This window comes from Agromyces sp. MMS24-JH15 (assembly GCF_043518605.1).
Lineage (GTDB): Bacteria > Actinomycetota > Actinomycetes > Actinomycetales > Microbacteriaceae > Agromyces.
The window spans coordinates 438,761-452,263 of sequence record NZ_CP171358.1 but is presented as its reverse complement, the minus strand read 5'-3'; the positions used below and the strand labels follow the sequence as shown (position 1 = coordinate 452,263).

Genomic DNA, 13,503 nt, shown 5'->3' with positions numbered 1-13,503 from the left:
CCTACGGTGCGAACTCGCGGACGAGGGCCACGGTCTGGGCGACGTGCGCGCGACTGGACGCCCCGAACACGATGGACTCCAGGTTCGGCTGGCTGAAGATCCATTCGATCGCCTCCTGGGGCGGGATCGCCCCCGACGCGAAGACCGACATGGCGACCGCACGGAACGGGCGCTCCGCGAGCGCCTCCCGGTAGGCGTCGATGCCGCCCGACATCCGGAACCCGATCTTGTTGATGTTGGCGCACACCAGCGGGTTCTCGATGCCGGCACGCTCGAGCGCGGGCACGAGCATCGGCAGGTTCATCGTGATGAAGCCGGGCTCCGCCCCGTACCGCGTGCGGACGTGGTCCGCGAAGATCCGGAACGCGTCCTGGAAGCCGAGGCCGAGGAGCAGGTCCGTGACGACGTTCTGCAGCCAGACGACCGGGGTGGGCACCCCGCGGAACATCGCCATCTCGGCGTCGACGAGCAGGGTCACGATCCCCTCGATGTCCTTCGTGGCGAAGGACCGGCTTCCGCGCAGCATCGCGTTCAGCGCGCCCTCCTCGGGGAGGAATCGCTTCAGCGCGCCGAGCATGCCGAGTTCGGTGACGGCATCCGCGTACTTGTGCGCGTACGGCATGCACGGCATGAACGCGAAGCCCTCGTACCGTGCGGGTTCCTCGCGGACGCGTTCGACGACCTCCGCGATGCGATCGTGCGTGGTGCACATGAACGAGGTGACGCCGGAGTCGATCGCGTCGTCGAGCACGGTCATGATGGCGTCCGTCCGCTGGAAGCGGATGGCTTGCGCACGCGCCCGCTCCTCGGACATGTGGTTCACGCCGAAGAACTGGTTGTCTCCGAACAGGACCCGATCCAGCTTGGTCGCCGTCGGGAGCTGGACCTGCTGCTCGATCGTCATGCTCGCCTCCTCAGTAGACGTCGACGGGTCGGGGTGGGCTGCGATGCCGGCCCCTGCGCCGAACCGGACACGGCGGCCGCGAGGACGGACGGACCCGCCGCGGCATCCGTGATCATCATCTCGATCACCTCGTCGGTGAGGCTCGCGCTCGCGAAGTCGTTCACGGGCGCCACCGATCGGTCGTGCGCCCGGCGGACGAAGTGGTCGAGCTGCGCGCTGTACTCCTCGCCGCGGAGGTAGAACCACACCGAGTCCGTCAGCTCGGTCGTGTTCCGCAGGTTCCATCCGGTCTCGTAGCCGTCGATCTCGGGCGCGGTCGACCGGAGGAACACCTGGAGCTCCTGGCGATCGGCCTGGATCCGACCGGCGGTGCCGGTCGCGGTGATGCGCGTCGTCATCTTCCGGAACGACTCGTCCGACCAGTTGACCGACACCTGCGCCGTGAGGCCGTCGAAGAACACCGTGCTCGAGACCTCGTCCTCGGTGTCGGCCGAGAACACGCTGCCGAGGACGGTGCCGCCCACGCCGCGAGCCGCGCCCGCGTACCAGGTCAGGAGGTCGATCGGGTGCGCGGCGTAGTCGTAGAGCGCGCCGCCGCCCTCGGTCCGCTGGGACCGCCACGTCGACCCCTTGGACCGGAGGACCACGGGACCGTACGCCTCGGCCTGCAGGTGCGTGACCCTCCCGATCGCGCCGAGGTCGAGGAGCCGTCGGACCTCGCCGAAGGTCCCGACGAACCGGTTGTGGTAGCCGACCTGGGTCACGACGCCGCGCTCCTCGGCGAGCGCGGCGAGTTCCCGCGACTCGCTCGAGCTCAGGCAGAGCGGCTTCTCGCAGAAGACGTGGAGCCCGCGCTCGAGCGCGGTGCGGACCATCGGGCCGTGGAACCTGGTCGGGGTGGCGATGAGGACGGCGTCGAGCTCGACCCCGTCGAGCATCGCGGCGTAGTCGCCGAACGTCCGGAGCCCGGTGTACTTCCCGAGGACGTCGAGGATGTAGCTCGTCGAGTCGACCACGGCGACGACCGAGGCATCCGGGTGCGCGTTGATCATCGCGAGGTGCGAGAGGCCCATCTTGCCGAGGCCGACGACGCCGATCCTGATCATGCGGTTGCTCCTACGTCGGGTTCCGAGACGAGCTCGGGACGGCGGGCGCTGACCGATGCGATCAGCGTTTCGTACTGGCCGGCCACGTGCTCCCACGTGAACTCGGCGGCGTGGCGCTCGCGCACCGTCGCCGAGAGCCGGCCGCGCAGCGATTCGGATTCCAGCAGCGCGTCGATCTGCTCCGCTGCGCTGTCGACCGAGTCGAAGTAGAGTGCCCCGTCGCCGGCGACCCACCGGTTGTAGGGGTTGTCGTGCGCGATGACGGGGTTGCCCGCGGCCATCGCCTCGACGAGCGACGGGTTGGTGCCGCCGACGGTGTGGCCGTGGAGGTAGGCCAGGCCGTGGTACCGGATGGCGGCGAGGCGCTCCGGCTCGTAGACCGACCCGGGGAACACGACCTCGGGGCTCGCCGCCTCCCGGACGGCCCGATGGAACGGGTCGTCGTCGCCGTAGGTCCCGAGGACCGCGAGCTGCACGCCGCGGGGCCGACGCGAGAACGCGGTGACGAGCTCGAGGATCGAGTTCTCCGGGATGGGCCGGCAGACGATGGTCAGGTAGCGGCCGGGCTCGAGTCCGAGTTCGGCGACCGGAGCCGTGGGGGCGTCGAGCACCGTGTTGGCGCCGTACGTGATGGTGTGGAGCTTGCTGCGGCGCGCCTTGCGGGCCAGGTAGTCCTCGATCACGGGGTGGTCGGCGATGAGCTCGTCGCCCACCCAGCACGCGATCCGCTCGTTCACGTAGAGGATCGCCTGGCGGATCACTCCCCAGCGCGCGCGGGACCACTCGATGCCGTCCATGTTGATCACGTTCGGGATCCCGAGCGCCCGTTGCGCGATGTTGAAGACGGCCGTGTTGTAGCCGAACGTCAGGCAGGGGTCCCGGAAGCGCGTCGCGTGCCGGATCGATCGGAGGTCGAAGAGCGAGGTGCCGAGCCATCCGTCGCGGGCGACCGGGATGGTCACGCGGTCGATCCCGTTCCAGACGTCTTCGACGATCGGGCCCCGGCCGTCCGCCTGGCAGTACACGACGGGTCGCCAGCCGTGATCGCGCAGGTGGAGCGCGACGTTCTCGGCGGCGGTCTCGAAGCCGCCGTACGCCGCCGGCACGCCGTGCGTGCCGAGAATCCGGACGACGGGCCGGGCATCGCGAGTCGCAGCGTGCACAGGTCCCCCCTGGGGCCACTCGGGTAGGGCTGACGAGGTGGGCCAGCCCCGTGGAGGGGTATGAGTCTACGAGGGGCCGATCCTGCGCGTCGCCCCCCCAATGGAGGGTGGCCGGACGGCGAACGGCGGGTGTCGCGCGCCGGCTCGCGGGCGTGCACGAGAGCGCGCACGAGGGGCCGAGGCGCGTACCCCGACCGGGGGCTGCCCGCCAATAGGATCGTCGTCTAGGTTTCTTCGCATCGGTCGGGCCGAAGGGTATGCCGACCGGCCGGACCGGAGCAGGGGGCGAACGGATGACGGTGAGGATCGGGTACGCGGCAGGTGCGTTCGACCTCTTCCATGTGGGGCACCTGAACATCCTCAAGCACGCCAAGAGCGAGTGCGACTACCTCATCGCCGGCGTCGTGAGCGACGAGCTGCTCGAATCGCGCAAGGGCCGGCGACCGATCGTCCCGCTCGCGGAGCGCATGGAGATCGTCCGGCACATCGTCTACGTCGACCAGGTGCACGCCGAGGTCCTGCCGGACAAGCTCGACACGTGGCGCGAGCTGCGCTTCACCAGGTTCTTCAAGGGCGACGACTGGCGCGGGACCGACGAGGGGCGTCGGCTCGAGCGCGAGTTCGCCGAGGTCGGCGTCGAGGTCGTGTACTTCCCCTACACCGTGCACACGTCGAGCACCGCGCTGCGCCAGGCGCTCGACGCGGTCTCACGGCCCAGCATGATCGCGATCGGCGACATCCCGGAATGAGATCGCGCGCAGCGGGCCCCGTTCCGAGGGCGGCGCGCTAGAGTCCATCCGCACTCCCTGCATCCCCCACCGACCCGCGGAGCCCCCATGGCGAACAACGAGCAACCCCCCGGCTTCGACCCGGAAGGCGAAGGCGAGGACGCGCCGAGCAGCGGCGGCAGTTGGCGCACGTTCGCGGTCGTCGGGGTGGTCGTCGCGCTGATCATCGGCGGGCTCGCGACCGCGATCGCACTGTCGGGCGGCGGCACCGCGACGCTCCCGACCGGGTCGAACGCGGCCGAGACCTCGGCTCCGCCGGCGACGTCGTCGGCGCCGCCGACCGATGCGGCGGAGCCGACCGTGCCGTCCGTCGACCCGTCGCCCGTCGTGCAGCCGCCGCCCGCCGACCCCGTGCCGATCGACCAGCCCGCGGAGATCGCGCCCGCGCTCACCGCGAGGATCACCTCGATCGAGGCCGTGCAGGGCGAGGCGCAGGGGCCGGGCGAGATCGACGCGCCGTCGATCCGCGTGGCCGTCGAGATCCGGAACGACACGGATGCCGCGTCGTCGCTCTCGACCGCGACCGTCACCGGCTACTACGGCTCGGCGATGACGCCGGCTCCCGAGCTGCGGGAACCCGGCGGCACGCCGTTCCCGGCCTCGGTCGCGGCCGGCGGCCGGGCGGAGGCGGTGTTCATCTTCTCGGTGCCGACGGACGAGCGCGACGACGTCACGATCATGGTCGACTACTCGCTCGACTACGCGCCCCTGCAGTTCCACGGAGCGGTCCCCCGCTGACTCGCCCCCCATTCGGGGGTCGGCATCCACTCAGCACGCCGGTTAGGATCCCGGCATCCTCGCCCTGCACTCGAGGATGGCCCGATCCGATAGATCGGCATGGGGGATGCGCAGGAATATCGCGGCTATGGTTTCGGCTGCCGCCATCACGGCGGCAGTGACGCTCTCGACCTTCGTGGTCGCCACGTCGGCGGAGGCCGACACCGCACCCGACCCGGGAATCCCGACGACCGTGTCGACGGATTCGCTTCCGACGGCGCAGATCAACGGCGTCGTCTGGGACCAGGTCATCGTGGGGAACACCGTCTTCGTCGGCGGCAACTTCACGGCGGCCCGACCGGCCGGGTCGGCCGCGGGCGCGAACCAGGTGGCGAGGACGCACCTGCTCTCCTACCAGCTGAGCACCGGGCAGCTCACCGGCTGGGCGCCGAACCTCAACGGCCAGGTCCGCGCGATGGATGCCTCGCCCGACGGTACGAAGCTCTACGTCGTGGGCGCGTTCACGACAGTGAACGGCGCCGCCCGGAGCCGGATCGTCGCATTCGACACCGGGTCGGGCGCGGTCGACACGGCGTTCAACGCGTCCGCGAACGGCGAGCTGTTCGCGGTGACGGCCTCGGCCTCGACCGTGTTCTTCGCGGGCAGCATGTCCTCGGCGGGCGGGGTCTCCAGGCCCGGCGGCGCCGCCGCCGCCTCGATCTCGAACGGCGCGACCACGGCGTGGGCGCCCGTGCTGAGCGGTGGCCGGGCGTGGTCGATGGAGGTGTCGCCCGACGGATCCAAGGTCGTGATCGGCGGGAACTTCCTCAGCGCGAACGGCAGCGACAATCCCGGCTTCGGCCTGGTCGGCGTCAACTCGAGCAACGGGTCGACGATCCCGACGCCCGCGAACAGCATCATCCGCAACGCCGGCAACTCCGCCGCGATCTACGGCATGAGCTCGGACGCGGACAGCGTCTACGGCTCCGGGTACGTGCTGCTGTCCTCGAGCGGCACGGGCAACACCGAAGGCACCTTCCGGATGGACTGGGCGACGCTCAACCTCATCTGGATGGCCGACTGCCGCGGTGACGAGTACGGCTCCGCCGCGCAGGGCGGCGTCGTGTACGTCGCCGGGCACCCGCACCAGTGCGAGTGGCTCGGGTCCTTCCCCGAGCGCGACCCGCGGACCTTCCAGCGCGCGCTCGCGTTCACGAAGGAGCCTTACAGCGTCGTCCGCGAGAACATCAACTACGGCAAGCCGGCCACACGGCCGCTCGCGTTCTTCCCGGACATCAACCTCGGCAACTTCACCGGCCAGTACCAGGGGCCGTGGACGGTGCAGGCGAACGACCAGTACGTCCTGTACGCCGGCGAGTTCACGCAGGTCAACGGCGTCGGCCAGCAGGGCCTGGCCCGGTTCGCGGTCAGCTCGATCGCGCCCGACGCCGACGGGCCCCGCGAGAGCGGCGCCTGGCCCGTGAGCGCGGTGCCGATGGGTGCCGGTGCGGTGCGGATCAGCTGGCCCTCCAACCACGACCGGGACAACGAACGCCTGGTCTACCAGGTCGTCCGCAACGGCAACACCGGCTCTCCGATCGCGACGATCACGGGCCAGTCGAGGTTCTGGGACCGCCCGACCCTCACCTACGTCGACACTGGCCTCGCTCCGGGTTCGGGCGTCTCGTACCGCGTCAGCGCGACCGACCCGTTCGGCAACGTCGCCTGGTCGCAGACCGTGAACACCACGGCCGGGGCGAGCGGGACGGTGAGCGCCTACGCGCGGACCGTCTTCGCCGATAGCCCGACCTGGTACTTCCGGATGGGCGATCCGACCGGCTCGACGCTCGTCAACGCCTCCGGGCCGAACGCGAACGCCACGTCGTCGTACATGACGATGGCCCAGCTCGACGCGAGCAGCGGCTCGGGCGTCACGGAGGGCGTGACGGGCGCCATCACGGGCGACTCGAACACCGCGGCCAGGTTCGACGGGACCGGCAACGGTCGCGCGGGCACGACCACCCAGGTCTGGCCCGACGACTCGATGAGCGTCGAGGCGTGGTTCCGCACGACCTCGAGCAGCGGGAAGATCCTCGGGTTCGGCAGCAGCGGCTCGGCCACCGGGACGTCGTCCTCGTACAACCGCTCGCTGTACCTCAACGGCGGCCGCGTGATGTGGACCGTGTTCGATACCCAGAACCGGACCCTGCAGAGCGGCACCGGGTACAACAACGGCGCCTGGCACCACGCGGTCGCCACGCTCGGACCGGAGGGCATGCGGCTCTACGTCGACGGCCAGCAGGTCGGGGCATCCGCGCAGGCGAACTACGGACGCAACTTCGGCGGCTACTGGAAGATCGGCGGCGACGCCACGCCGGGCGGCAACCAGAACTTCTCCGGCGACCTCGACGAGGTGGCGATCTACAAGACGGTGCTCCCGGCGTCCCGGGTCCTCCAGCACTACCAGGCCGGCGGTGGAGCCGGCGGCGGCGGGCCCGTCAACGAGCCGCCGACCGCGACGTTCACGACGACGCAGTCCGAGCTGACGGTGGGCGTGAACGCCGGAGGGTCGGGGGACACGGACGGCACGATCCAGTCGTACGCGTGGAACTTCGGCGACGGCACGACCGCGTCGGGCGTCACCGCGTCCCGCACGTACGCCGCGGCCGGCAACTACACGATCACGCTCACGGTGACCGACGACGACGACGCGACGGCGGTCGCGACGCGTCAGGTCACGGTGAGCAGCAACCCGCCGCCGGACCCGCCGCCCGCGGGCGTCGTGGCGCAGGACGACTTCGCCCGGACCGTGTCGGGCGGCTGGGGTCAGGCGACGACCGGCGGCGTGTGGTCGGCGAACGACGCGTCCGGGTTCTCGGTCGGCAACGGCGTCGGGACCACCTCGCACAACGCCGGGGCGACCCGCCGTGCCACGCTCCCGATCACGCCGTCGGCCTCGACGGACGTCACGGTGAGGTTCTCGATCGAGAAGACCGCGGCCGGCGGCGCGATGACCGCCGGTGCGGTCGTCCGACAGGTCGGTTCCGCGTTCTACCAGGGCCGGATCCGGTTCCTGACGAACGGGGCCTGCACGCTGCAGATCACCGAGGGCTCGACGATCGTGCTCGGCAACCTCGATCCCGTGCCCGGCGTCTCGTGCGCGGGCGGCCAGCAGCTCCAGATCCGGGTGCAGGCGACGGGGACGTCGCCGACGACCCTCCGGGCGAAGGTGTGGCAGGTCGGATCCGCGGAGCCCGCCGGATGGCAGCTGACGGCGTCCGGAACGACCGGTGCGCTCCAGGCCGCCGGCACGGTCGGCATCGAGGGCTACCTCTCCGGGGCGGCGACGAACGCGCCGAACTCGATCCGGTACGACGACTTCACCGCATCCGTCGTGCCCTGATCCTCGCCCTTACCGTCCCGGGGCCCCGTTCGAGATCGGACGGGGCCCCGGTCCGTCCGGGGGTGCGCCGGACGGCGGCCCGGACGGCCGGACGGCGCCCCGGACGGCACGGCGGGGAGGCCGGGCGACACGCGCGGCATTGCCCTGACCCCCTGAAGGGGGCGATACGCGAACACCCGAGCGGTCGTATATTGACGCAAGTCAAGGGGGGTGCGTGCCCAGCGCCGCCCTGTGAGCGATTGAGGACACGATGGGTACATCCGAACCCGAGCCGTCGCGTCTGCGGCTGGTTTCCAGCATCGCGGTCGTCGCGATCTTCGTCTCAGGCCTCCTGGGTGCGGTCGCCGCACCCGCGGCCGCGGACACACTCCCGGTCGACGCCTCGGTGCCGACGACCGTCTCCACCGACCCGCTGCCTGCACCGCAGATCAACGGCGTCGTCTGGGACCAGGAGATCATCGGCAACACGGTCTACGTGGCCGGCGACTTCACCAAGGCGCGCCCGTCGGGCGCCGCAGCAGGCGTCGACGAGGTCGACCGCACCTACCTGCTCGCCTACGACATCACCACCGGCGCGCTCCTCCCGTGGGCGCCCGTGGTCAACGCGCAGGTCCGGGTCCTCGCGGCCTCGCCGGACGGCACGCGCCTCTACGCCGGCGGCGACTTCACGCTGGTGAACGGCGAGACCCGCAACCGTATCGTCGCCTTCGACGCCGCGACCGGCTCGGTCGCGACCGCGTTCGCGGTCGGTGCGAACAACCGCGTCTACGCGCTGGATGCCACGAACACGACCGTGTACTTCAGCGGGCACTTCACGTCCGTCAGCAGCAACGCGCGCCCCGGCTTCGCCGCGGCGGCGAGCGCCGCGAACGGTGCGGTCCTGCCGTGGGCGCCGGTGCTGGCCAACGGCCGCGCCTACTCGATCCTCATCTCGCCCGACGAGTCGAAGGTCGTCATCGCGGGCGACTTCACGACCCTGAACGGATCCGACCGACCGGGCTACGGGCTCGGCGCCGTCGACACCGCGTCCGGCGCCAGCATCGTGCCGTTCGCGGTGAACGACTCGGTGCGCAACGGCGGCATCGAGGCCGCCATCTACAGCCTCGAGTCCGATGGCGAGAGCTTCTACGGCAGCGGCTACGTCTTCGGCGACGGCGGCAACCTCGAGAACACGTTCCGGGCGGACTGGGCGACGGGCACGCTGACCTGGGTCGCCGACTGCCACGGCGACACCTACTCGATCGCCGCCACCGGCGACGTGATCTACATCGCCGGCCACGCGCACTACTGCGGCAACATGGGCGGGTTCCCGCAGACCGATCCGTGGGACTTCCAGCGCGGTATGGCGTTCTCCAAGTCGATCGCCGGGGTCAACACGCCGGACATCTACGGCTACCCCAGCTGGACCGGCACGCCGGCGCCGGAGCTGCTCAACTGGTTCCCGTCCATCGACACGGGCACCTTCACCGGCCAGGGCCAGGGGCCGTGGAGCGTCGAGTCCGACTCGCGCTACGTGGTCTACGGCGGCGAGTTCCAGCACGTCAACAACAAGGACTTCCAGGGGCTCGCGCGCTTCGCGACCCGTGCGATCGCGCCGAACGCCGACGGGCCGCGCCTCACGGGCGACAACTTCGCCCCGAAGCTGACGTCGCCCGCCTCGGGTGTCGTGACGGCCAGCTGGCTCGCGAACTGGGACCGCGACAACGAGTCGCTCACCTACCAGGTGATCCGCGACGGCGCGACGGGTTCGCCGGTCTACGTGACGCAGCAGAAGTCGCGGTACTACGACCGTCCGACGATGTCGTTCGTGGACACCGGGCTCACGCCCGGCCAGACGTACACGTACCGGCTCCGCGCCATCGATCCGCTGGGCAACAGCGGGTGGGGCTCGACGCTGTCGATCACGGCGTCCGGGACGGCCGCGCCGAGCACCTACGCGACGACGGTCCTGCGCGACCAGCCGACCTACTTCTGGCGGTTCGGCGACGCGACCTCCGCGACGACCATCGCGGACTCGGCCGGGCGCGCGAACGCGAGCAAGGGCGCGGGCGTGACGCTCGCCCAGGCCGGCGCGCTCACGGGCGACGCCGACACCGCGGCGCGCTTCTCCGGCACCAGCACCGGGCGCTCGGTCTCGGCCGAGAAGGTCTGGCGCGACGAGTCGTTCGCCGTCGAGGCCTGGTTCAAGACGAACTCGACCGCGGGCGGCAAGATCGTCGGCTTCGGCTCCTCCGCGACCGGCGACTCCTCGTCGTACGACCGCCACATCTACATGAACACGTCCGGGCGCATCCTGTTCGGCGTGAACCCCGGCTCGCAGCAGACGCTGCAGTCGACCAAGGCCTACAACGACAACCAGTGGCACCACGTGGTCGGCACCCTCGGCGCCGGCGGCCTGCAGCTGTTCGTCGACGGACGCCTGGTCAGCCAGAACCCGGACGTGACCAGGGGCGGCGCCTACTGGGGCTACTGGCGCGTGGGCGGTGACAACACGTGGTCCGGCGGGAAGAACTTCACCGGCACGATCGACGAGGTCGCGGTCTACCCGCAGCCGCTGACGGCCGCGCAGGTCGCGAAGCACTACGCCGACGCGGGTCGCACTCCCGCCTCGGTGCCCGCGGCACCCGCGGACGCCTACGGCGCAGCGGTCTACGGCGCCAACCCGCTGATCTTCTGGCGACTGGGCGAGGCAAGCGGCGCGACCGCGGGCGACTCGGGCACGCAGGGCATGGCGGGTGCGTTCGTCGGGACCTACACGCGCGGCTCGGCCGGTGCGCTCGTGGGCGTCTCGAACACCGCGACGCAGTTCACCCAGGGCTTCGCCGCCGCGGCCACCCAGACCGCGAGCACGACCACCTACTCGACCGAGGCGTGGTTCAAGACGAGCTCGACGAGCGGCGGCAAGATCACGGGCTTCGGCGACAGCCGCACCGGCCTGTCGACGACGTACGACCGGCACGTCTACATGCAGAACGACGGCAAGCTCGTGTTCGGCGTGAAGAACGGCTCGACGTTCACGAACCTCACCTCGGCGCAGGCCTACAACGACAACGGCTGGCACCACGTGGTCGCCGCGCAGTCGTCGGCCGGGATGCGGTTCTACGTCGACGGCGCGCTCGTGGGCTCGAATGCGCAGGCCTCGGCGACGTCGTACAACGGCTACTGGCGAGTCGGCGGCGACCGCACGAACGGCGGGTCGACGAGCAACTACCTGAACGGCGTGATCGACGAGTTCGCGGTGTACCCGCAGGCGCTGAGCGCGGCCGCGGTCCTGTCGCACTACCAGGTCGGTCGCGACATCGTGCCGAACGTCCTCCCGACGGCGTCCTTCACGGCGAACACGGTCGACCTCACGTCGACGTTCGACGCGAGCGCCTCGACGGACACCGACGGCACGATCACCGCCTACACGTGGGACTTCGGCGACGGCACGTCGGGCACCGGCGTCACCGCGACGCATGCCTACGCCACGGCGGGCACGTTCGTCGTCACCCTCACGGTGAAGGACGACGACGCGGCCACCGCGACGGCCACGCGTTCGGTCGTCACGGTGACCCCGAACGTGCTGCCCACGGCGGCGTTCACGGCGAACGTGAGCAGCCAGACCGTCTCCTTCGACGCCTCGTCGTCGGTCGACCCGGACGGGGCGATCGTGGACTACGCGTGGAACTTCGGCGACGGCAAGTCCGCGAACGGCGCCACCGCGTCGCACCTGTACGGCGCGGCCGGCACCTACGCCGTCACGCTGACGCTCACGGACAACCGCGGCGGCGTCGCGACGAAGACCACGCAGGTGACCACGACGGCGTCGCCGGTCTCGATCGAGCTCGCACGCGACGAGTTCGGTCGGTCCGTCACGGGCGGCTGGGGCGCGGCCGACGTCGGCGGCCCCTGGACGCTCTCGAGCGCCGCGAACGCCAACGTCGCGAACGGCACCGGAATCCTCGTGCACGCTGCGAACGCGACGCGGAAGGCCACGCTCGACGCGATCAACGCCAACGACCTGACGGTCACCGGCGACTTCGCGGTCGACAAGGCCGTCGTCGGCGGCAGCGCCTACGCGGGGCTCAACGTCCGCCAGGTCGGCACCGACTACTACCAGGCGCGACTGCGGTTCCAGGCCGGCGGCGTCCTCGCCGTGCAGTTCATGCAGGGGGACTCGACGCTCATCTCGAACGCGAACCTCCCGCTGACCTACACGCCGGGACAGGCCGTGAGCCTCAAGGTCCGCATCAGCGGCACGTCGCCGACCACGATGCAGGCCAAGGTCTGGACCGCGGGCACCGCCGAGCCGTCCGCGTGGTCCCTCACGGCGACCTCGAGCGCGGCCGGGCTCCAGGCCGCGGGCAAGGTCGGAATCGTCGGGTACGTCTCGTCCGCCGTGACGAGCGTCCCGCTCAACCTCTCGCTCGACCACTACCGGGTCGCGACCGGCGACGGCAACGTCCCGGTGCCGAACGTCGCGCCGACGGCGCAGTTCACGAGCACGGTCGACCACCTCGCCGCATCGTTCAACGGGTCGGGTTCCTCCGACTCGGACGGCACGGTCAACGCCTACTCGTGGGCGTTCGGGGACGGGCAGACCGGCACGGGGGTCACGGCGTCGCACACGTACGCCGCGCCCGGCGACTACGTCGTGACGCTCACGGTGACCGACGACGACGGCGCCACCGCGACCAAGTCGGCGACGATCACGACGAGCGCCCCGGAGCCCGCAGTCCTCGCCTCGGACGACTTCGAGCGGGTCGTCGCGACCGGCTGGGGTTCCGCGGTCGTCGGCGGTGCGTGGCAGTCCACGGTGAACACGAGCTACAACGTCGCCTCCGGGCGAGGCGTGTTCCTCCACAGCACGGCCGGCACCACGCGTCGGGCCCTGCTGCCGAGCGTCAGCTCGACCGGCACCGTGACCCAGGTCGCGGTGACGATCGACAAGGACGTCGCGGTCGGCCAGACCGTCGCCGGCGTCGTCGGACGACAGGTCGGGGCCGACTTCTACCAGGGTCGCATCCGCCTCCAGCCGGGCGGGTCCGTGGGCCTCCAGCTCATGCGCGGGTCCTCCACGATCCTGACCAACGTCACGATCAGCGGCCTGACGTTCGCCGCAGGGGACACCCTCCTGCTCAAGGTGAGCGTCACCGGGACGAACCCGACGACGATCTCCGGGAAGATCTGGAAGGCGGGCACCGCCGAGCCGCTCGCCTGGCAGTCGACGATCACGGATGCCACGGCCGCCATGCAGGCCGCCGGCAGCGTCGGGCTCGAGAGCTACATCTCGGCCTCGGCGACGAACATCCCGATCACCGTCCGGTTCGACGACTTCATCACGCGGGCGGCGCAGTGATGACCGCCGGAGCGCCATCGGAGTGAGCCGGGAGCGGCCGCTCTCGAGACCGGCCCCATGCCCGGGGTGCGTGCGACACGC

7 protein-coding genes are annotated in these 13,503 nt (G+C 70.9%); 4 read left to right on the top strand and 3 right to left on the bottom strand.

The window, feature by feature from the left end; translation table 11 throughout:
- Position 1: 1 nt before the first annotated feature.
- Genes ACDF64_RS02135 through ACDF64_RS02125 form a run of 3 tightly spaced genes read right to left on the bottom strand, consistent with a single transcriptional unit; the run spans position 2 to position 3,173 of the window.
- Positions 2-904: a hypothetical protein gene (locus ACDF64_RS02135; RefSeq protein WP_394553148.1), complete on the bottom strand. Its 903-nt coding sequence runs from the start codon at positions 902-904 to the stop codon at positions 2-4.
- Complete coding sequence (locus tag ACDF64_RS02130; protein ID WP_394553147.1) at positions 901-2,010, bottom strand: Gfo/Idh/MocA family protein; 1,110 nt, start codon at positions 2,008-2,010, stop codon at positions 901-903. The genes ACDF64_RS02135 and ACDF64_RS02130 overlap by 4 nt, the downstream gene beginning before the upstream one ends.
- Positions 2,007-3,173 carry a DUF1972 domain-containing protein gene (locus ACDF64_RS02125; RefSeq protein ID WP_394553146.1) on the bottom strand — a complete coding sequence of 389 codons (1,167 nt, stop codon included), beginning with the start codon at positions 3,171-3,173 and terminating at the stop codon, positions 2,007-2,009. The genes ACDF64_RS02130 and ACDF64_RS02125 overlap by 4 nt, the downstream gene beginning before the upstream one ends.
- A gap of 293 nt (positions 3,174-3,466) precedes the next feature.
- On the opposite strand from ACDF64_RS02125, the gene ACDF64_RS02120 reads away from it, so the two are divergent.
- The 4 genes from ACDF64_RS02120 to ACDF64_RS02105 all read left to right on the top strand — a co-directional run bounded on the left by ACDF64_RS02120 (position 3,467) and on the right by ACDF64_RS02105 (position 13,422).
- Positions 3,467-3,922 (top strand): adenylyltransferase/cytidyltransferase family protein, encoded by a 456-nt coding sequence (locus tag ACDF64_RS02120; protein WP_394553145.1) that lies wholly within the window; start codon positions 3,467-3,469, stop codon positions 3,920-3,922.
- Positions 3,923-4,009: 87 nt separating this feature from the next.
- Complete coding sequence (locus ACDF64_RS02115; protein WP_394553144.1) at positions 4,010-4,699, top strand: hypothetical protein; 690 nt, start codon at positions 4,010-4,012, stop codon at positions 4,697-4,699.
- Positions 4,700-4,826: 127 nt separating this feature from the next.
- Complete coding sequence (locus ACDF64_RS02110) at positions 4,827-8,081, top strand: LamG-like jellyroll fold domain-containing protein (RefSeq protein WP_394553143.1); 3,255 nt, start codon at positions 4,827-4,829, stop codon at positions 8,079-8,081.
- A gap of 250 nt (positions 8,082-8,331) precedes the next feature.
- The gene (locus ACDF64_RS02105; protein WP_394553142.1) at positions 8,332-13,422 is read left to right on the top strand and encodes a PKD domain-containing protein; all 5,091 of its coding nucleotides are present in this window, start codon (positions 8,332-8,334) and stop codon (positions 13,420-13,422) included.
- Positions 13,423-13,503: the final 81 nt, after the last annotated feature.